Genomic DNA, 17,138 nt, shown 5'->3' on the forward strand with positions numbered 1-17,138 from the left:
CTGATTCTCCCCGTTCAAATCTAGAGATTTGAGATTTAGATAAATTACTATCAGCAATTGAACATAAACTGATTTGCTTTCCTTTTCGAATTTTTCTGAGTGTTATACCAAGTTTTGATTTCATATTTCCCATTTTCCCAACAAAATTTCAAAGGTTTTTTATTTATTATACAATAAATAAAAAATAAAGGGAGGTTCAGTATGAAAAAACTTTTAAAATTTACATGAATATTGTTATTGATTATGGATATTATCATTATAGTCGGAGGTTGAATCTTACCTGTACAGGTAAGTGTTTAGTTATAACTAAACACTTATTTTGGATTATTATGAAATAGATGGTACTTGTTATCTTAATTTTAGAGTATCTGGCGAGGATGTATATTTCATTGAGTTAGTAACTATGTATGGTTTAAGTGAAAATAGTGCGGTACCAACTCTTGCAAAGAGGTTTGGAATAAGTCTTACCGATTTAATAAAAAGTGATATTCATCGTGGTTTAACTAGAAAGAAGGGACATTTTGGATATTAACAAGAAAACGTTTTATACAATAACTTTTGGTGAATTTATATCAAATATTGGAGATAGATTTCAGAAAATTGCTTTTCCAATCTTAATTTACCAAGAATTTCATTCGTCTTTTGCAATGGGAGGAATGGTGATTATTGAATTGCTACCTCAATTCTTCTTGGGATTTGTTATGGGTTACTTATTAGATAATTTCAATAAGAAAAAAATACTATTATGGTCTACATTAATACCTGCATTATTATGTAGTGTAATACCGATATTATCTAAATATTCAGTTTCTATATTTTTTTACTATGTTATTGCATTTTTGCTACCTTTATTTTCGACACTTTTTCAAACAGGATTCTCAGTCATTACTCCTGCCTTATTTGAGAAGGAAGAATTGCAAAAATATAATTCTCAGTTTCAAGGTGTTCGAACTATTTCAAAATTAATTTCTCCAGCTCTAGCAGGGCTACTAATGTTAAAGTTTAATATTAATAGCATTTTTTTTATTAATAGTGCTTCTTTCTTGTTATTATTTCTTTCAATCCTAATTTCATATATTCCAGATCAAGAACACAAGGAGAATGGTAATGATGATATAAAAGAAATTTTTGTAGGTTTTAAAGAGAACTTTACAAATATTAAATTGAGGATTTCTTTACTCTTTACTCTTTACTATTGTTGTGAATATCGCTATGCTAGGTTTCAATGCAACGATTATTTTTTATTTACAGGATCAATTAAAGTTATCAAATAGTCTTGTTGGAATTGTATACTCAATTGCTGGATTTGGTAGTTTGATAGCAGTAACCCTTCTTTCTACTTTTTTGAATAAGAAGGATGCCTTTATCTTGATGAATATATCAATGGCAACCATCCCACTTGTCATTATGGCAAGTGGGATGGTAGAAAATTGGATATTTTTTGGAATTTGTTATTCAATTTTGAGTGGATTAATTACAATAGCTTCTGTCTCCATTACAACAATACAGCAACAAGAAAGTACTGTGTATAATATTGGAAAGATACTTTCAAGTTCTTTTGTAATAGCTACCATTTTTGCTCCTTTTGGAGGGATATTGGCCGCTTATTTTAATTGGCTTTTAAACCCGAGATTAAGTCTAGTTATTTTGGGATTACTAAGTAGTTTATTGGTTATTCTTATAAAGAGTTATGAAAAAAAGCTAACTAAGAAAAGAACTGCAACATTTATAAAGGAAGATTAGTGGATCAATTATCACTTGAAAAATAATATTAATTCGTAGTAAAATAAAAAATTGAAAAAGGTTTTACATAATGTACTACCTAATTCAGATTTAATAATTATTGAGGGGATAGAACTAGAAACCAAAAATACTGAATTTTAAACTGCACCCCAAAAGTAAGATTTTTTCTGTCTAACTTTTGGGGTCAGTGCATTATCTCTAACTTATGGAGTGCTTTTTCTATATTGAAATTATTTTACAGTACCCATGTGCGGATGGCATGGGCAACGCCAGATTCGTCATTTGTTTTAGTGATATATTTGGCGATTTTTTTGAGTTCTGGATTTCCATTTTCCATAACAACGGGGTTACCAACAACTTCAAGCATGGCACGGTCATTTTCCTCGTCACCGATAGCCATAGTTTCATCCTTGTTCAAACCGAGTTTCTCAGCTAAGTGAGTGATAGCTGAACCCTTGTCTACACCCTTTTTGAGAAGTTCGAGGTAGAAAGGAGCAGATTTGTTGATAGAGTAGCGGTCGTAAAATTCTGCTGGAATCTTTTCAATAGCAGCATCGAGAATTTCCGGTTCATCGATAAACATACACTTGACGATTTCCTTATCAGCCATTTCTTCAGGTGTACGGTAGAAGATGGGCATGCTGACGAGGGTTGATTCGTGCACTGTGTATTTTCCGATATTGCGATTGGCAGTGTAGATACCGTCCTTGGTAATGGCATGCATGTGGACGCCAAGTTTGCGACTGAGGAATTCCATATCTAAATAATCTTCATAAGTCAAGGATTCGCTGATAATCTCATGGCCAGTAGCAGTTTCTTGAACAAGGGCACCGTTGAAGGTAACAACGTAGTCCCCTTCATCTCTTAATTTCAAGTCATCTAGAAGTTTGGCAACTCCTGCGATAGGACGTCCAGTTGCAATCATAACTTTGACACCAGCTTGTTTGGCATCTTGAATAGCGGCAAATACTTCAGGAGTGATTTCCTTCTTACTGTTGACAAGGGTTCCGTCGATATCGACAGCGATTAGTTTAATACTCATATAGTTCCTCTTTTAGTTTTTATTTGGTGTAAAATGATCATTTTCAATTAAGTGTAAAAATTGCTGGGTGATGCTTGCAAAGATGCTGTTTTGGTCTAACATTTCTTTTGGAAAATAGAAACGATTATCTCCGTGGCGGCTGCCAGCAAGGGATTGAACGATAGGAGACAGGCTAGAGAGTTCTGCTAGTTCTCCATTTTTTTGTATAATCTCAATCTGTGTCCGTGGGTTTTCTGATTCAGGGCGATAGATATCATAAGGGAGGTCAAAGTTCTTATGGATAGCTGTGTAATAGTCAGGGTCAAAGCCGATGTCTTCAACCAGTTTTCTCATAGATGCAAGCTGTTCTTGATCTTCTTGTGAAAAGGTGATAGATTTAAAAACCTTGCGATTGACAAAACGTTGTGACAAATCAGCTAAAATCTTATCAGGACTAGTCATCCATAGTTGGAAATAGGTATTCATAACTCCGTCATCCAAAGATAGATAGTCAGCTAAGCTAACATTTTTTTCGAAAAATGGCAGTAGATGTGGGGATGTAAGTATAAAGAAGTCCTTGTTTTCTGGATAAAGTTCTTTAGCACGTTTCAAAAGATTCTGCAGAAGTACTTCCATAGCACGTGTTGCTGGATGGAAATATACCTGCATATACATTTGATAGCGACTAAGAACATAGTCTTCGATGGCATGCATCCCGTTTCGTTGGAAAGCAATTCCGTTTTCGATAGGGCGAATAACTCGTAAGATACGTGTTAGGTCAAATTCCCCATAAGAAGCCCCTGTAAAATAGGAGTCACGTAAGAGATAGTCCATGCGGTCTGCATCGATTTGACTCGAAATCAATTGAACCACCTGCTTATTTGGATAAGTGTGGTCTATAACGCTAGCTACCTTTTCTGGGAAATCTGGAGCTACCTGTAAAAGAACCTGGTGAATCTCTGTTTCAGGGCTTTGGATAATTTCCTGCGTAATAGCCTCATGATCGGTATCAAAGAGATTTTCAAAGGTATGCGAGTAGGCACCATGTCCTAAGTCATGAAGGAGAGCTGCAGTCATGGTTAGGAGGGACTCCGAGGAATCCCATTCTTTAGGATACTTTTCCTCAAAAATCTCGGTGATGCGTCGTGCAATCTCGTAAACGCCCAGACAGTGAGAGAAACGACTATGTTCTCCACCGTGAAAGGTATAACTGGATGTTCCGAGCTGCTTGATTCGACGAAGTCGTTGAAATTCTTTGGTATTGATTAAGTCGTAAATGACTTGATTGTTAACGTGGATATAGTTGTGAACAGGGTCACGAAATACTTTTTCATTCATAAAACCATTATAGCAAAAAGCTACAGTTTTTGGTAAAATAGTAGGATAAGAGTGAAGAAAGAGGACTTGAAGTGAAGATTCGAATGAGAAATACCATCCAATTTGATGAACAATTGGAAGTGATCGACCAACTTTATGATGTTGAGTTACGTGAGAAAGGTGATTTTTCCTATCTCCTTTTTTACAATGAAGAGAAGGAAAAAGTGGTACTCAAGTTTAATGATACAGAGTTGGTGATGTCTCGATTTTCCAACCCTAAGACCATCATGCGTTTTCTGAAGGAAGCTGATAGTTTAGCCTATATTCCTACACCAATGGGGATACAGGAGTTTATCATCCAAACAAGCCATTATCAAGTCGAACAACAAAAGATTGAACTAGCCTATCAACTACAAAACAAAGAAGGAAATCCATTTGCGGACTATCGCTTAGAAATTACTTGGGGATAAGAAAGTCGGTGGAGGAGAAATCGATAGACAAAGTCTCGATTTCCTAGTTCCAAATCAGCTAGCAGGTCAAATTTTTTTGCTAAAAAAAATGAGGTTGGAATTTTTATCCCAGCCTCTATTTGATATATAGTTCCTGATTTTTTAGGACGATTTCACGTACACTTGCAAATTTCTTAAGTTTTTTAAGATCTTCTGGATGTGTAACAAGGGTAATAACATATCCCTCTTTACCCATACGACCTGTACGTCCAGCACGGTGAGTATAGGTTTCAATATCTCTAGGGACGTCAAAGTTGAGCACACATTCCAGGCTATCAATGTCGATACCACGAGCTAGAAGGTCTGTCGCAAGAAGTAGTGTTAGCTGATTATCTTTGAATTTTTCTAAGATAACTTTTCTAAATTTGACGTTGACATCGCTAGCTAGTGAAACAGCTAAAACATCACGATACTGCAATTTTTCCTCGGCGCTTCCAAGATCTGACAAGTTATTGAAGAATACCAGTCCACGGAAGTCTTCGACATGTGCCAGTTTTCTAAGCATATCTACTCGATGACGTTGATCTACTTGCATGTAGAAGTGTTGAATGTTGTCCAACTTTTGATCAGAGAGGTCGATAGTGCGCGTGTTAGGCGCAATCTTATCTTGGTCAAACTTGGTAGTGGCACTCATATAGATGAGTTGGTGGTCGCGAGGTGCGTAGTGAGTAATCTTTTCTACAAAGTGGATTTGAGAATCATCTAGCAACTGGTCAAACTCATCAAGTATGATAGTCTCCACATTCATCATCTTGATTTTTTTCAATTTGATCAGTTCGAAGATACGACCGGGAGTTCCGATCAAAATTTCTGGTCCTTTTTTTAGTCGTTCAATTTGGCGTTTCTGACTCGAACCAGAAAGGAAGAGCTGAGCAGTCAAGCCAATAGCTTCCCCCCACGTTTTGGTTACCTCAAAAATCTGACCAGCCAGTTCAGTATTTGGCGCTAAAATCAATAGTTGTTGGGCTTTTTTCTTTTGCAGTTTGAGAAGACTAGGTAGGAGATAGGCCAAAGTCTTTCCTGTTCCAGTTGGACTGACTCCAAGAAGGGTTTGACCGTCTAAAATCGGATCAAAAAGCTGAGTTTGAATGGGGGTGAATTCTTGAAAGCCGAGTTGTTCGGTTAGCTCTTGCCATTCTTTAGGTAGTTTGGTTTTCATTTTTTCTGCCTCAAATCTAATGCCAGCAGTCTGGCGCATGGTGTAGAGTAGCTGATGGACGTGTGTTGCATCATCCAACCAAGCTTGGTAAAGTTCTAGGTTTGGCTGCTTGATCATGTTAGCAAAAGCAGCGACCTCCTCAGTCATGGTGTGAGGTGCTTGCTGAATAGGTAGATGTGTTTCATTACCTTGATGATCTGTAAAAATAGCTGAGCAAACATGCTCAATGGTATTGAGTGTCAAGGTTCCATCTGTTGTATATATTTCACAATGCAGATTAGAAGTAATGTTTTTACCAGCTTTGATATGAACTTGATAACCGGGATAAGATAAGATACCATCTCCGTTTAGATCAATAGCGTTGTCAAGTTGTTGAGCTTGATAGGTCGCATCAAGTGCCTTTCCAAATAAGCGCACCGCTGCATAGATTGGATAAATACCTAAGTCCATGAGAGCCCCACCAGCAAAACGGTCTGAAAATACATTCGGCGTGTTTCCAGAAAGAAGGTCTGACATCTTAGAAGAATACTTGGCATAGTTGAGGTCTGCACCTAAAACCTCCTTATCTACTAAAAAGTTTTCAATAGTTGTGAAGGCTTCCTCATGATAGTTACGGGCTGCTTCAAAGATAAAACGGTGATGCTCCTGAGCTATTTGAATTAACTCTTGCCATTCTTGGGGGTGAGTCACAGCTGGTTTTTCAAGGATAACATGTTTACCAGCAGATAAGGCCTTTTTAGACTGACTATAATGCAGAGAATTGGGACTTGCGATATAGACAACATCAAATTCAGACTGGAAGAAATCCTCTAAATTATCAAATAGACTAACATTTTGATAAGAACTAGTAAATTGCTGGGCAGTCGTAAGTTTTCTTGAATAAACAGCGACCAACTGGAATTCCTGACTAGTATGAGCAGCTTCTATAAAGTGGTGACTGATTGCACCAGTACCGATAATACCAAGTTTTAGCATGAAATCTCCTTTTCTACAAGTAATGACTGCTTTCATTATATCACAGATAGACTAAACTAGCCAAAGGGAGACAATTCTTTTATTTGATACTTCGAATTTTCATCAAAAAATGGTACAATAGATTCAGAAAAAATAGGAGTGTAGTATGAGATTATTACCTATGAGAAAAATTTCTCGTCATTCAAAAAGATTGGCGCTTTTTTTGACTTTTTGTGCGGGCTATGTAGATGCCTATACCTTTATCATACGTGGGAATACTCTAGTTGCAGGTCAAACGGGGAATGTCGTTTTCCTTTCCGTTGGTCTCATTCAAGACAATGTTTCAGATGCCAGTGCCAAGGTAATGACCTTGATTTCCTTTATGGTAGGTGTTTTCCTCTTGACAGTCTATAAAGAAAAGTTACGGATTGTAAGAAAACCAATTCTATCCCTTCTTCCACTAGCAATTTTATCTTTGATTATCGGATTTGTTCCCTTGACGGTTGATAATATATACATAGTACCACCGTTAGCATTTTGTATGGGACTTGTAACAACAGCATTTGGAGAAGTTTCAGGAATCGCATATAACAATGCTTTTATGACGGGAAATATTAAACGAACCATGTTAGCATTTGGGGAATATGTTCGCACAAAACATACTCCTTTTTTACGAGAAGGTCTTATCTTTGTCAGTCTACTATCTAGCTTTGTTCTCGGAGTTGTTGTATCAGCTTATCTGAGTATTTCTTATAAAGAAAAAACAATTTTAGGGATTCCAATCATGATGAGTATTTTTTATCTAAGTATGCTTTTTGCATCTTGGAGGAAAAAAGTTGGAGAAAAAGTTTAAATTCGATGATTAATACTTGTCAAAAATTAGGAATCATGCTATACTTGAAGAGTTGACTATGCACAATCCTGTGCAACCGCACGAACATCGTTGCTTGATTTTCAAGTGTAAGTGGTTCGTCCCACGATGCTAGGCGAGTCTTCACAAAAATACGGGGGGAACCCCAAAAAATCATAGGAGGTGCATAATGAGCACATACGCAATTATCAAAACTGGCGGAAAACAAGTTAAAGTTGAAGTTGGTCAAGCAGTTTACGTTGAAAAATTGAACGTTGAAGCTGGTCAAGAAGTTACTTTTAACGAAGTTGTTCTTGTTGGTGGTGAAAACACTGTTGTCGGAACTCCACTTGTTGCTGGAGCTACTGTAGTTGGAACTGTTGAAAAACAAGGAAAACAAAAGAAAGTTGTTACTTACAAGTACAAACCTAAAAAAGGTAGCCATCGTAAACAAGGTCACCGTCAACCATATACAAAAGTTGTCATCAACGCAATCAACGCTTAATTTTAAGGAGAACACATGATACAAGCAGTCTTTGAGAGAGCCGAAGATGGCGAGCTGAGGAGTGCGGAAATTACTGGACACGCCGAGAGTGGCGAATACGGCTTTGATGTCGTGTGTGCATCGGTTTCTACGCTTGCCATTAACTTTCTCAATTCCATTGAGAAATTTGCAGGCTATGAACCAATCTTAAAATTAAACGAAGATGAAGGTGGCTATCTTATGGTTGAAATTCCCAGAGATCTTCCTTCACATCAGAGAGAAATGACTCAGTTATTTTTTGAATCATTTTTCTTAGGTATGGCAACCTTATCGGAGGACTCTTCAGAGTTCGTCCAAACCAGAGTTATCACAGAAAACTAACACGGAGGAAAACATTATGTTAAAAATGACTCTTAACAACTTGCAACTTTTCGCCCACAAAAAAGGTGGAGGTTCTACATCAAACGGACGTGATTCACAAGCTAAACGTCTTGGAGCTAAAGCAGCTGACGGACAAACTGTAACAGGTGGATCAATCCTTTACCGTCAACGTGGTACACACATCTATCCAGGTGTAAACGTTGGACGTGGTGGAGACGATACTTTATTCGCTAAAGTTGAAGGCGTAGTACGCTTTGAACGTAAAGGTCGCGATAAAAAACAAGTTTCTGTTTACCCAATCGCAAAATAATCGCTCTAAGTAGCATTAAATAAGGCTTTCCGAGTTTTCGGAGAGCCTATTTTTTTGTTTTGATACCCACGCTGATACCCATATTTTAAAAACCAATGTAAGAAGCGAACTTGTCAGCCACTTCATCCTTTGCTTTTTGAGTGACGTGAGCATAGATGTCCATAGTGGTTTGAATATTCTCATGACCTAATCTTTCCTGAACTTCCTTGATAGTAGCACCAGCTTCGAAGAGTAGTGAGCAGTGTGTATGCCTAAAGCCATGTGGTGTGATTCGTTTGAAATCAGGATGCTTCCTCCAGATTCTATTCAACATATTGTTGACATGGACAACACTCTTAGGCTCTCCATTCTCATTTTTAAAAAGAAGTCCTTTTGTACTATACTTGTGCCAATCTTTTAAAACCTTAATTGTTTTTGAATCGAGGGTAATTGTTCGGGCACTCTTTTTTGTCTTTGGAGTCTGAAAGATAAGTTTATTATCTTCACCCTTGGCCAAGGTTTGATTGACAGTAATATGTCCTTTTTTTAAATCGATATCAGACCATCTTAGAGCGCTGATTTCATTTTTTCGCATTCCGGTAAAAGCTAGTAGTCTAAAATACGTCAGCATTTCATCATCGTCAAAGCCTTTAACGATTTTGAAAAATTCCTTCAGTTCTTCTTTGTTGTAGAACTTTTCGAGTTCATCTGTATTATTTTTTTGTCGTTTAGGCTTCAGTGTCTTTCTCATCGGATTCGTTTCAATCAACTCCATCGAAATAGCGTAGTCAAAGATTTGATTTGCTATGCTGATGATTCCAAAAAATCTTTTGTATTCGTCTGCCCACTTATTAACTTGAGTTTGGCACATGGTCATAGTAATCTTGTTTATAGCTTTATCTCCAAAAATTGGCAAGATATGACGGTCGGCAATGCTAGTCTGGCTTACGTAGGTTGACTCTTTAACAGTGTTTTTATAATGGTCCTTCCAAATCTCATAGACTTGTAGGAAGGTAGTTGTAGTGGTGTTCTTTGCTCTGAATGTCTTTTTTTCATAATCAGTCAGGCACTTTGCTTCAGCAAGTCTTGCCTCACGTTCTGTTTTAAAGCCACGACGGAAGGTTTGAATCTTCTTGTTAGTCAACGGATCTAATCCGTGATAAGCCTTAAAATAGTAAGCAGTAGTACCATTTTTTTGGTATTTTCCAATCATTGATTTTACCTCACTTTTTTGATAAAATGGGTATAGTAAAGAGGGCTTTTTAATGCCTTTTACTATCCAGAATATCCTCACACTCAGAGTCGCCAAACTTTGCGAGTGTGAGGATTTTTTATTTGAAGTTATTTTCCCAATTGTATTTCTAATTGTTTTTTATCTGAGAAATTCAAAATGTTGATGCCATATTCTTGCAAAGCGATTTGATGGTCGTCTTTGATATTATTGTACCCTTCGTCGCTTACAATAATATATAATTGTTCTGTATCACCGTATTCTTTTTTACGGTATTCAGATGTATCTAACCAACTAGCTAATATAGTATCAACTTGTTGTTTAGTGATGTTATTGTGAACTCTAGCTATTTTTGAAATTCCTTTACTCATGAATACAAAATTAAAACGGTGTTCTAGGCGTGATTTACCAGCGATTGAAAAAGCCGGAAAGACGGTGTAATGGTCGTTCTTCATGAAGTAGTATTTAACATCGTCTAAGAATTGAGATTTAACATTGTTAGGAGTTAGCTGAATAAAGTCATAAACATTCATCAACAATTGTGTCATATCGTGTATGACTTGTCCTAGATGTTCTTTACCAGTCGTCCGTTCGATTGCTCCATTATGTAAATCAAATCCGTTAAAATGTAGTAGTGAATTAAAGATATCCTGACGTCGTCCTTTTTTTGTGACATCAACATTATTGACGGATAGATTCCAAATAGTATAACCATCATCTGTAACTGTCAAATGTTTGCCGTTGCTTTTTATTGAGAAGCCGATAGCTTCACCTAATGGATCTACAAAAGGAGTAATCACTTCAGTATGAGTATCAGTCACATCGTTAAAAACAGCGTTCTCTTTTATGTAATTTAGATAAGTATTTTTGATATCGGTAGCATTCATGATATTCTCCTTTCTTTATAGGTTGATTATAACAAATCTTCTTGGATATTGATAGCTAAATATTCAGGGTTGTTCACGTTGGTATAGTCAAGTAAATTCTCAAACATATCCAGGAAATCATCGGTGTCGAAAATATCTTCATATGGAAGCGGATAGGCTTTGTAATGAGTTGTTTCATCTCCTTTTTGATAATACTCTTCTTCAGAGAAGATATTAACCCGATTACCCCAAACTTTCTCACCATTTGCGTTCTTATGGAATTTATTATTTAGATTGATTCGTAAGAGAGTATAATTGTGCTGTGTCTCTCTTAGATGAAAAACTTTACTTGTAGTACTGTAGAAGTAGTTCAAAATAAATCTAGTATTATGCTGACCAACAAGGTCAATAGTTCCTGAACTGCGATTTGTAAGAGTTCGATTGTGTTTAGTAGCAATTGCTTTGATTATTTTTATGAGAGATTTAGCTTCGCTATCGGTCAAAAGTAACTCTTTCATATTTTTCCTTTCTATTCTTCTCTTTCTTCTCCTATAAAGCACGAAAGAGCCCCAATAATTTATTGAGACTCTTTCGGTAGGATGCATCGGGCATCCGGACCAATTCGTATAAATACATTATAGAGTCTTTTGTTATTTTTGTCAAGCAACTATTTCCAAAATGGAAACAGTTGGTTTTACTTCTCTCTATACAAATCCACGACTTCACCGATAATTCGGAAGTCTGTCTCTGGTGTGATTGGCATATCTTTGTACGCTGGGTTTAGACTATGTAGGTATGCCTGGTCTTTGTCGATGACAAGCTGCTTGATATAAGCATCGCCGTTGTAGTTGAACACTCCGATAACTCCGTCATTTAAGTCCACACTGGTCTGGATAAATACCAGATCACCATCGTGATAGTCTGGCTCCATGGAGTCCCCTTTGATTGGAATGACAAAGTCGGCATCGATATCTACTGGCAACTCAATCCGTTCAACTCGTACGTCGTTCAAATACTGGCCTGTACCTGCAGAAACTGGGTGGTCGTAGTAGTCGTAACTATAAAGTTGAATGACTTCCGATACTTCGTTTATCTTCGTTTCTTCTTCGTTTTTCTGCTCGTTCAGTTGCCTCTCTGCATAGTTCAAGACTTTGGCTTGTCTTGGCTGGTGCAACTGGTCGTAGATGGTTTGGATTTGGGGAGTGCTATCAACCGATGTAGGTTTCGATAAATCAAACAAATATTGAGGCGATACACCCAAAGCCTGAGCATATATTCTTATATCTCCTTCATCTAATTGTCTATTCCCGTTCTCATGGTTAGAAATTGTATTTTGTTTAAAACCTGTCAGTTCGGCAAGTTTTTTTTGAGTTAACTTTTTGGATTTTCTCACCTCTTTAATTGAGTTTCCTAGTATATTCATATCAATTAACTCCTTTCTTTTTTATTATATACCAATGTGATAAAAAAATAAATAAAAAAATCTCAAAAAGTGATAAAAAGTTATTGACATATATCTCAAAATGAGATATAATTAAATCAAGCTTAAGGAAATAACAAAAAAACAAACCGGAGGGAAACACCATGAACACATTAAACGAGAAAGCCATCAACATCTTCAAAGCAGTGGTTGCAGAAACCCTGCTTCAAAATACATACGAGGAAAGCTTCCTCTATGGTCAGCTTGAATCATTCTGGAACAACTGCCGTCAGTTCGCTTTCGGATGGACAGAGTTGGCAGAAGAGATCGAACGCCAAGAGCGTTACCTTCTTGATGCTGGCTTCACTCAAGACGAAATCGATGACATTCGTTTCGATGCAGCGTTCGCAGGAATGCAGGACAAAATGAATGTAGCCTGATCGGTAGCACCAGGGTTCGACTCCCTGGCAGGCTGTTGCTCTTGAAGCAAAAAAATAGGGAAAGGAGGTAGGCGATGGATACAAAAGAAGTTGTTTCAAAATTAGAAAAAAACCAAGAAAAAAACATAGCCGAAATAAGTTACTTAAGAGGCTATGTTAAGGGTCTTGAGGAACGAATCAGACGTTTAGAACAGGCTAATCAGTAGTTTTAAGTGTGAAAGCATTTGGATACTTCGCTTGCAACTCAAAGATTTTCTCAAGTTTTTCAGGTTCTTGAAAAGCCATCATGATAATATCTTCTTGAGTCATTGGACGATTGGTAGTTGGTGCGTTTGCAATATTGCTGTTTAACGTTTCAATAGCATCATAGATATTGTTAATAGTAGATTTTAACTGGGCGAACTCTTGAGTTGTGACATAGTCTTTCTCATCATTATTTTTCTTTTTTAATGATGAAAAGTCTAGACTTTCTTCGGTCTTTTGGATCCGTTGGATAGTTTTGCTAACAGATTCAAGGACATCTGTTCCTGAAGTATTTTTCAAATCATAATGTATGATATTGATTGTTCGAATATCAAATGGGATGTCTTCATTGGTTTGCTGTCTTAAAAAAATGGTTGGCAAATCCAAAGCCTTACGATAGCCGAGTTCTAAAAAGACATTTGGGTTGTTACCTGTTATATCAACAATAACAAGGTCTGACTTTATTAGAGCGTCAAATATTTTATCATCTATTCTATCAGAATGATATAATTCATCAGCTCTTTTTACATCGTATTTATCAGACAAAGCTGGCTTAATGATGTGTCTTAAGACGCTATCAGAATGATTTCTAATTTCTGATTTTTCTGGACCGATAGCAGAGACGACAAAACAAATTTTTTGTGACATGGTTTTTCTCCAATCATTTTATTTTGATTATACCATATTTAGAAAGGAAAAATATGATACATCACTATATAACAAAGTACACCGAAAATAATCAGCGTTTCGCTGAAAGTTGGCTACAAATCAATATTTTTGGAAAGTGCTTTTGTCTATCGAAAAAGCGTATCAAAATTTGATACGCTCACCAGATTATTGTTTGACCCAGTTTCGACCAGGTTCTTGAGTAGGTGGTAATCTATCACCTTGGTCGATGTGGACTACACGACCGCCAGAAACTTGTCCGCCACGAGGGCCCACTTCTTGGTAAGTCCCTGCTGGTTGATTGTCAGTTCCTGGTTTGAAAAGCGGAAAGGTAAAGTACCTTTCTTGGCCGAATATATGCAAAATCGCTGATGCACTGGAAGTCAGCTTGGATGAATTAAGATAAGGAGGTAGGAACGTGCAAAAACTTACAAAAAAACAAAGATTGAGAAAACAAGAATTAAAGCCTAAAACTAAGCTGCGAAAAGAGCGAAAAAAGCACGAACTCACAACAGTTTTTATGGCTGATTTAATCGGCTTGAAAGACCGAAGACAATACGAACAAAAAGAAAGTGGTAAAGCACCATTCCACGATTATGAAATATCGATTATATCCAATTATTTTCACAAGACAGAAAGTGAATTATTTTTTTAAAACAAAATATCTCGAATTGAGATATAAAGAACAGTCCTCATTTTTAGAAAGGAACATTATGAACAACGCAGCGCAAAAAGTAACACGGATTGACAAAGATGCCTGGGATATTGCTACGGAACTTGCGAACGAGTACGGCGTATCTATTTGTCACATCATCAGTGAGAGCGTCCGCTACTGTGCAGAGAATGCCGAATTTAAGGAGATGGACGTTGTCGTTAAACGATTGGTAGTCGGCAGTAAGGTGTTAGCGTAGGAGGTTTGAGATGGACGTAAAGAAACAAAATAATGATGTCATCAAAGAAATCATTGAGAAACATTTTGAAAATATGGTTGATGATATTTTGGAACACACAGAGACCTACTATGAAGCTTTAGGAGCTATTAGTAGCATCAAAGGAAGCAAGATCCCGAACATGCTTCACTTAGCTGATTGTTTGAGGCAAAATATCAGAAAACGTGCTATGCAACAAAAAACACCTAATCATCAAAATTAGGTGCTAGAGGAGAGGACTATGAACGAACTAGTATGGTTTTACTTTGCTGTCATAATCAATCTTATCATTGGCTTTGCTACATACTACGCTAGTAAAAGAGATAGGAACAAGCGTATTGACGAATACAAAAAGAGACAAGAGACGGAGATAGAAAGAGTTAGAAAGAAATTTAATTTATGATTTTTTAGAGGTCTTTACTTAGAAAGGAATATTATGAACGAACTTATCAACGTTACACTTAATGATAGTCATGAGCCTGTTGTTTCTGGAAGACAACTTCATGAGGCTCTAGAAGTCAAAACACCTTATGATAAATGGTTTCCACGAATGACGGAATACGGATTTACAGAAAACGAAGACTTTTCGACATTTTTGTCGCAAAGTACAGGAGGTCGTAGAGCTACTGACCACGTTATCAAGTTAGACATGGCCAAAGAAATTGCCATGATCCAGCGGACAGAGCAAGGCAAGCAAGTCCGACAATACTTCATCCAAGTAGAAAAGGACTTCAACAGCCCTGAGAAGATTATGGCTAGAGCCTTGCTCATGGCAGACAAGAAGGTTCATAAGCTAGAAGCTCAGATTGAGGTGGACAAACCGAAGGTACTCTTTGCGGACGCAGTCAGCGCAAGTCACACGTCTATCTTGGTCGGAGACCTTGCTAAGCTCATCAGTCAAAACGGCTACAAAATCGGAGGAAATCGCCTTTTTGTCTGGTTGCGTGAAAATGGCTACTTGATCAAGCGAAAAGGTTCTGACTGGAACATGCCAACACAACGAAGCATGGAAATGAAACTCTTTGAAATCAAGGAGTCAACCATCACACATCCTGACGGTCATATCTCTGTCAGCAAGACCGTCAAGGTCACTGGCAAGGGGCAGCAGTATTTTATCAACAAATTTTTGAATGAGGAGGCGGTGTAATGAGACCAAGACGATATCCGTATAGTGGGAAAATAAAAAAGCCTATCAAACAATCGATAGACTTTATGATAGACAAAGATGCTATTCTTCAGTCGGATCTTCGAATTTCCCAATCGAAACACCCAATATCTGATCTAGAAATAGACAAACGTATGGCATTTTAAACGGTCCACCTATTGAATCGGTGTGAACTTCAACATCTACTAAAAAGATTGCTGTTGGATTTTTTGGGTCGTATTCAGAAACTCGAAGTTCTTTTATGTTTTGAGCAACTGCAGATACGTCAGGATAATCAGAGCTATCAGGATTATAAGCTTCTCCAATGTATCGCCCTGCAGCTGTTTGGACTATCAACTTGTGACCTGTATTTTTAGCGATAATAGCATGTGCTAGTAGAATGTCATATTTTTTGAAGTTGTTACTCATAACTTTCCCTCCTTTCTGTTGAAATTTTGACTAAAACGGTGAGAGGTCCTAGTCAAATTTATTATAGCAATCGAGGAGAAAAAAACATCCGTCTCAAGACTGATATAGGAGGTCAAATTGGAAGATAAAATCATTGAACTAGCTGATTACTTCATCAGCGAATCTAAAACCTACAGAGAAGCTAAAATAGCGTGTGAGAAGCTATTGAAACAAGTCAGCCATGAGATTGAACTCAGGGCGATGGAAAGTAATACTGTGTAAACAAAAAAGCACCTGACGGAAATCAGGCGCATAGAAAAATAACCAATAAAATTATAACACATTAGGAGGCTCTTGTGAATATACTTAGCGAAGAATTTGAAAATGGCATCCGAACAGTTGTAAGAACTCAATTCAAGGAATCATTCGAAGAATTGTTAGAGCATGAAACAACAGAAAAACGGTGGCTATCTATCGAAAGCGCAGCTAATTATGCCGACTGTAGCGCTAACACTATCAGAAAATGGTTAAGAATGGGTTTGAATCTATACAAGATTGACGGAACCAAAAGAATTGATAGAAATGAATTGGATAACTTTGTGCAGTCGCACTTAGTGATTTAGAAGGAGAAAGAAGAAAAAATGACAGAACCAACTTTATCAAGCCAATTGATTGGCTTAGTGGCAATCTTTATCGGGTTCTTTATCTTGATGCTACTGACTGCTAAAAATGAAGAAGAAGCTGAACAAAAAACAGTGATCATCATTGAAGAAGCTGAAGATTTCAGACAAGTTGCACGAAGAAACCTGAAAAACTGTGACAGAAAGTCAACCTATGATTCACAACCACCTGTCGGACTCGCTTCAACGATTGAGGACGTGCCTCATAGTTTTAGAGAATGCATCGAAGATTATGACAGACTGGCTAGCGACTATCAGGAAGAAGCAAGAATTAATGACCTTCTAAGAAGTCAAAATGCGAATCTCTTAGAAGAAAATGGGCGTTTGCTTTACAAAGAAATGACCATGGATTTTCGGAGAAATCAACGAAAATGGGGAGCTAGGGCATGATACTTCCAAGGAGG

Annotated in this window: 28 protein-coding genes, 2 pseudogenes and 1 other annotated feature; of the genes and pseudogenes, 18 read left to right on the forward strand and 12 right to left on the reverse strand. The window is 37.2% G+C overall.

The window, feature by feature from the left end:
- Window positions 1-124 (reverse strand): annotated as a pseudogene (locus ADF68_RS10595) (Rgg/GadR/MutR family transcriptional regulator); the annotation flags it as partial.
- 195 nt (window positions 125-319) lie between these two features.
- On the opposite strand from ADF68_RS10595, the gene ADF68_RS10600 reads away from it, so the two are divergent.
- Genes ADF68_RS10600 through ADF68_RS11450 form a run of 3 tightly spaced genes read left to right on the forward strand, consistent with a single transcriptional unit; the run spans window position 320 to window position 1,743 of the window.
- Window positions 320-532, forward strand: coding sequence for a hypothetical protein (locus ADF68_RS10600; protein WP_239665538.1), 213 nt, complete (start codon window positions 320-322; stop codon window positions 530-532).
- Window positions 522-1,274 carry an MFS transporter gene (locus ADF68_RS11445; protein ID WP_239665539.1) on the forward strand — a complete coding sequence of 251 codons (753 nt, stop codon included), beginning with the start codon at window positions 522-524 and terminating at the stop codon, window positions 1,272-1,274. Before ADF68_RS10600 ends, ADF68_RS11445 begins: the two co-directional genes overlap by 11 nt.
- 40 nt (window positions 1,275-1,314) lie before the next feature.
- Complete coding sequence (locus ADF68_RS11450; RefSeq protein ID WP_239665540.1) at window positions 1,315-1,743, forward strand: hypothetical protein; 429 nt, start codon at window positions 1,315-1,317, stop codon at window positions 1,741-1,743.
- A gap of 235 nt (window positions 1,744-1,978) precedes the next feature.
- On the opposite strand, the gene yidA is transcribed toward ADF68_RS11450, so the two are convergent.
- Complete coding sequence (gene yidA / locus ADF68_RS07030; RefSeq protein WP_049549194.1) at window positions 1,979-2,785, reverse strand: sugar-phosphatase; 807 nt, start codon at window positions 2,783-2,785, stop codon at window positions 1,979-1,981.
- A gap of 12 nt (window positions 2,786-2,797) precedes the next feature.
- The gene (locus ADF68_RS07035; protein WP_049549195.1) at window positions 2,798-4,102 is read right to left on the reverse strand and encodes an HD domain-containing protein; all 1,305 of its coding nucleotides are present in this window, start codon (window positions 4,100-4,102) and stop codon (window positions 2,798-2,800) included.
- Between the two features lie 71 nt (window positions 4,103-4,173).
- On the opposite strand from ADF68_RS07035, the gene ADF68_RS07040 reads away from it, so the two are divergent.
- Complete coding sequence (locus ADF68_RS07040) at window positions 4,174-4,551, forward strand: DUF1934 domain-containing protein (protein WP_148131838.1); 378 nt, start codon at window positions 4,174-4,176, stop codon at window positions 4,549-4,551.
- Between the two features lie 115 nt (window positions 4,552-4,666).
- Here ADF68_RS07040 and ADF68_RS07045 read toward each other — a convergent pair whose 3' ends face one another.
- Both ADF68_RS07045 and ADF68_RS07050 read right to left on the reverse strand, forming a co-directional pair.
- Window positions 4,667-5,749 (reverse strand): DEAD/DEAH box helicase, encoded by a 1,083-nt coding sequence (locus ADF68_RS07045; RefSeq protein ID WP_049549246.1) that lies wholly within the window; start codon window positions 5,747-5,749, stop codon window positions 4,667-4,669.
- Window positions 5,750-6,724: pseudogene (locus ADF68_RS07050) on the reverse strand (Gfo/Idh/MocA family protein); the annotation flags it as partial.
- Between the two features lie 145 nt (window positions 6,725-6,869).
- On the opposite strand from ADF68_RS07050, the gene ADF68_RS07055 reads away from it, so the two are divergent.
- The 4 genes from ADF68_RS07055 to rpmA all read left to right on the forward strand — a co-directional run bounded on the left by ADF68_RS07055 (window position 6,870) and on the right by rpmA (window position 8,728).
- Entirely contained in the window at window positions 6,870-7,556 is a 687-nt protein-coding gene (locus ADF68_RS07055) for a YoaK family protein (RefSeq protein WP_049549197.1), read from the forward strand.
- A gap of 64 nt (window positions 7,557-7,620) precedes the next feature.
- Window positions 7,621-7,707, forward strand: a sequence feature (ribosomal protein L21 leader region).
- Between the two features lie 36 nt (window positions 7,708-7,743).
- Complete coding sequence (gene rplU / locus ADF68_RS07060; protein WP_000109141.1) at window positions 7,744-8,058, forward strand: 50S ribosomal protein L21; 315 nt, start codon at window positions 7,744-7,746, stop codon at window positions 8,056-8,058.
- Window positions 8,059-8,073: 15 nt separating this feature from the next.
- Window positions 8,074-8,418, forward strand: coding sequence for a ribosomal-processing cysteine protease Prp (locus ADF68_RS07065; RefSeq protein ID WP_049549198.1), 345 nt, complete (start codon window positions 8,074-8,076; stop codon window positions 8,416-8,418).
- Between the two features lie 16 nt (window positions 8,419-8,434).
- On the forward strand, window positions 8,435-8,728 hold the full coding sequence (gene rpmA / locus ADF68_RS07070) for a 50S ribosomal protein L27 (protein ID WP_000916509.1): 294 nt from the start codon (window positions 8,435-8,437) through the stop codon (window positions 8,726-8,728).
- Between the two features lie 85 nt (window positions 8,729-8,813).
- Here rpmA and ADF68_RS07075 read toward each other — a convergent pair whose 3' ends face one another.
- The 4 genes from ADF68_RS07075 to ADF68_RS07090 all read right to left on the reverse strand — a co-directional run bounded on the left by ADF68_RS07075 (window position 8,814) and on the right by ADF68_RS07090 (window position 12,227).
- Window positions 8,814-9,920 (reverse strand): site-specific integrase, encoded by a 1,107-nt coding sequence (locus ADF68_RS07075; RefSeq protein ID WP_049549199.1) that lies wholly within the window; start codon window positions 9,918-9,920, stop codon window positions 8,814-8,816.
- A 128-nt stretch (window positions 9,921-10,048) separates the two neighbouring features.
- On the reverse strand, window positions 10,049-10,825 hold the full coding sequence (locus ADF68_RS07080) for a DUF1828 domain-containing protein (protein ID WP_049549200.1): 777 nt from the start codon (window positions 10,823-10,825) through the stop codon (window positions 10,049-10,051).
- A 26-nt stretch (window positions 10,826-10,851) separates the two neighbouring features.
- Window positions 10,852-11,322 carry a DUF6978 family protein gene (locus ADF68_RS07085; RefSeq protein WP_049549201.1) on the reverse strand — a complete coding sequence of 157 codons (471 nt, stop codon included), beginning with the start codon at window positions 11,320-11,322 and terminating at the stop codon, window positions 10,852-10,854.
- 176 nt (window positions 11,323-11,498) lie between these two features.
- Window positions 11,499-12,227, reverse strand: a complete 729-nt coding sequence (locus ADF68_RS07090) for an XRE family transcriptional regulator (RefSeq protein WP_049549202.1) — start codon at window positions 12,225-12,227, stop codon at window positions 11,499-11,501.
- Between the two features lie 161 nt (window positions 12,228-12,388).
- Between ADF68_RS07090 and ADF68_RS07095 the strand changes: the two genes are divergently transcribed.
- Both ADF68_RS07095 and ADF68_RS11595 read left to right on the forward strand, forming a co-directional pair.
- Window positions 12,389-12,664: a hypothetical protein gene (locus ADF68_RS07095; RefSeq protein ID WP_049549203.1), complete on the forward strand. Its 276-nt coding sequence runs from the start codon at window positions 12,389-12,391 to the stop codon at window positions 12,662-12,664.
- Between the two features lie 74 nt (window positions 12,665-12,738).
- On the forward strand, window positions 12,739-12,870 hold the full coding sequence (locus tag ADF68_RS11595) for a hypothetical protein (RefSeq protein WP_261674347.1): 132 nt from the start codon (window positions 12,739-12,741) through the stop codon (window positions 12,868-12,870).
- On the opposite strand, the gene ADF68_RS07100 is transcribed toward ADF68_RS11595, so the two are convergent.
- Together ADF68_RS07100 and ADF68_RS10605 are read right to left on the reverse strand one after the other, a co-directional pair.
- Window positions 12,860-13,555 carry a hypothetical protein gene (locus ADF68_RS07100; protein WP_049549204.1) on the reverse strand — a complete coding sequence of 232 codons (696 nt, stop codon included), beginning with the start codon at window positions 13,553-13,555 and terminating at the stop codon, window positions 12,860-12,862. The genes ADF68_RS11595 and ADF68_RS07100 overlap by 11 nt on opposite strands.
- Window positions 13,556-13,741: 186 nt before the next feature.
- Window positions 13,742-13,936: a YjzC family protein gene (locus ADF68_RS10605; RefSeq protein WP_239665541.1), complete on the reverse strand. Its 195-nt coding sequence runs from the start codon at window positions 13,934-13,936 to the stop codon at window positions 13,742-13,744.
- Between the two features lie 55 nt (window positions 13,937-13,991).
- Here ADF68_RS10605 and ADF68_RS07105 point away from each other — a divergent pair, with 55 nt between their 5' ends.
- From ADF68_RS07105 to ADF68_RS07120, 5 genes are read left to right on the forward strand one after another with little or no spacing between them, the layout of a single operon-like run.
- Window positions 13,992-14,228 carry a hypothetical protein gene (locus ADF68_RS07105; protein ID WP_049549205.1) on the forward strand — a complete coding sequence of 79 codons (237 nt, stop codon included), beginning with the start codon at window positions 13,992-13,994 and terminating at the stop codon, window positions 14,226-14,228.
- Between the two features lie 58 nt (window positions 14,229-14,286).
- Window positions 14,287-14,484, forward strand: coding sequence for a hypothetical protein (locus tag ADF68_RS07110; RefSeq protein WP_049549206.1), 198 nt, complete (start codon window positions 14,287-14,289; stop codon window positions 14,482-14,484).
- Between the two features lie 10 nt (window positions 14,485-14,494).
- Window positions 14,495-14,725 (forward strand): hypothetical protein, encoded by a 231-nt coding sequence (locus ADF68_RS07115; RefSeq protein WP_049549207.1) that lies wholly within the window; start codon window positions 14,495-14,497, stop codon window positions 14,723-14,725.
- Between the two features lie 18 nt (window positions 14,726-14,743).
- Window positions 14,744-14,905, forward strand: a complete 162-nt coding sequence (locus ADF68_RS11230; RefSeq protein WP_186823213.1) for a hypothetical protein — start codon at window positions 14,744-14,746, stop codon at window positions 14,903-14,905.
- 33 nt (window positions 14,906-14,938) lie between these two features.
- Window positions 14,939-15,649, forward strand: a complete 711-nt coding sequence (locus tag ADF68_RS07120) for a phage antirepressor KilAC domain-containing protein (RefSeq protein WP_049549208.1) — start codon at window positions 14,939-14,941, stop codon at window positions 15,647-15,649.
- 81 nt (window positions 15,650-15,730) lie between these two features.
- Here ADF68_RS07120 and ADF68_RS07125 read toward each other — a convergent pair whose 3' ends face one another.
- Window positions 15,731-16,075, reverse strand: coding sequence for a hypothetical protein (locus tag ADF68_RS07125; RefSeq protein WP_049549209.1), 345 nt, complete (start codon window positions 16,073-16,075; stop codon window positions 15,731-15,733).
- Between the two features lie 117 nt (window positions 16,076-16,192).
- Here ADF68_RS07125 and ADF68_RS11235 point away from each other — a divergent pair, with 117 nt between their 5' ends.
- The 3 genes from ADF68_RS11235 (at window position 16,193) to ADF68_RS07135 (ending at window position 17,124) form a co-directional block, all read left to right on the forward strand.
- Entirely contained in the window at window positions 16,193-16,336 is a 144-nt protein-coding gene (locus ADF68_RS11235; protein ID WP_186823214.1) for a hypothetical protein, read from the forward strand.
- Window positions 16,337-16,410: 74 nt separating this feature from the next.
- Complete coding sequence (locus tag ADF68_RS07130; protein ID WP_049549210.1) at window positions 16,411-16,677, forward strand: helix-turn-helix domain-containing protein; 267 nt, start codon at window positions 16,411-16,413, stop codon at window positions 16,675-16,677.
- 18 nt (window positions 16,678-16,695) lie between these two features.
- Window positions 16,696-17,124, forward strand: coding sequence for a hypothetical protein (locus ADF68_RS07135; protein WP_049549211.1), 429 nt, complete (start codon window positions 16,696-16,698; stop codon window positions 17,122-17,124).
- Window positions 17,125-17,138: the final 14 nt, after the last annotated feature.

This window comes from Streptococcus pseudopneumoniae (assembly GCF_001068775.1).
Taxonomy (GTDB): domain Bacteria; phylum Bacillota; class Bacilli; order Lactobacillales; family Streptococcaceae; genus Streptococcus; species Streptococcus pseudopneumoniae_N.

What these genes read in the sequence shown, in the direction of transcription:
- ADF68_RS07135 (WP_049549211.1), top strand. Translation starts at nt 16,696, where the DNA reads ATGACAGAACCAACTTTATCAAGCCAATTGATTGGCTTAGTGGCAATC.
- ADF68_RS07075 (WP_049549199.1), bottom strand. Translation starts at nt 9,920, where the DNA reads ATGATTGGAAAATACCAAAAAAATGGTACTACTGCTTACTATTTTAAG.
- rplU (WP_000109141.1), top strand. Translation starts at nt 7,744, where the DNA reads ATGAGCACATACGCAATTATCAAAACTGGCGGAAAACAAGTTAAAGTT.
- yidA (WP_049549194.1), bottom strand. Translation starts at nt 2,785, where the DNA reads ATGAGTATTAAACTAATCGCTGTCGATATCGACGGAACCCTTGTCAAC.
- ADF68_RS07125 (WP_049549209.1), bottom strand. Translation starts at nt 16,075, where the DNA reads ATGAGTAACAACTTCAAAAAATATGACATTCTACTAGCACATGCTATT.
- ADF68_RS07090 (WP_049549202.1), bottom strand. Translation starts at nt 12,227, where the DNA reads ATGAATATACTAGGAAACTCAATTAAAGAGGTGAGAAAATCCAAAAAG.
- ADF68_RS07085 (WP_049549201.1), bottom strand. Translation starts at nt 11,322, where the DNA reads ATGAAAGAGTTACTTTTGACCGATAGCGAAGCTAAATCTCTCATAAAA.
- ADF68_RS07100 (WP_049549204.1), bottom strand. Translation starts at nt 13,555, where the DNA reads ATGTCACAAAAAATTTGTTTTGTCGTCTCTGCTATCGGTCCAGAAAAA.
- ADF68_RS11595 (WP_261674347.1), top strand. Translation starts at nt 12,739, where the DNA reads ATGGATACAAAAGAAGTTGTTTCAAAATTAGAAAAAAACCAAGAAAAA.
- ADF68_RS07035 (WP_049549195.1), bottom strand. Translation starts at nt 4,102, where the DNA reads ATGAATGAAAAAGTATTTCGTGACCCTGTTCACAACTATATCCACGTT.
- rpmA (WP_000916509.1), top strand. Translation starts at nt 8,435, where the DNA reads ATGTTAAAAATGACTCTTAACAACTTGCAACTTTTCGCCCACAAAAAA.
- ADF68_RS07120 (WP_049549208.1), top strand. Translation starts at nt 14,939, where the DNA reads ATGAACGAACTTATCAACGTTACACTTAATGATAGTCATGAGCCTGTT.
- ADF68_RS07055 (WP_049549197.1), top strand. Translation starts at nt 6,870, where the DNA reads ATGAGATTATTACCTATGAGAAAAATTTCTCGTCATTCAAAAAGATTG.
- ADF68_RS07065 (WP_049549198.1), top strand. Translation starts at nt 8,074, where the DNA reads ATGATACAAGCAGTCTTTGAGAGAGCCGAAGATGGCGAGCTGAGGAGT.
- ADF68_RS07095 (WP_049549203.1), top strand. Translation starts at nt 12,389, where the DNA reads ATGAACACATTAAACGAGAAAGCCATCAACATCTTCAAAGCAGTGGTT.
- ADF68_RS07080 (WP_049549200.1), bottom strand. Translation starts at nt 10,825, where the DNA reads ATGAATGCTACCGATATCAAAAATACTTATCTAAATTACATAAAAGAG.
- ADF68_RS07115 (WP_049549207.1), top strand. Translation starts at nt 14,495, where the DNA reads ATGGACGTAAAGAAACAAAATAATGATGTCATCAAAGAAATCATTGAG.
- ADF68_RS07045 (WP_049549246.1), bottom strand. Translation starts at nt 5,749, where the DNA reads ATGAAAACCAAACTACCTAAAGAATGGCAAGAGCTAACCGAACAACTC.
- ADF68_RS07110 (WP_049549206.1), top strand. Translation starts at nt 14,287, where the DNA reads ATGAACAACGCAGCGCAAAAAGTAACACGGATTGACAAAGATGCCTGG.
- ADF68_RS11230 (WP_186823213.1), top strand. Translation starts at nt 14,744, where the DNA reads ATGAACGAACTAGTATGGTTTTACTTTGCTGTCATAATCAATCTTATC.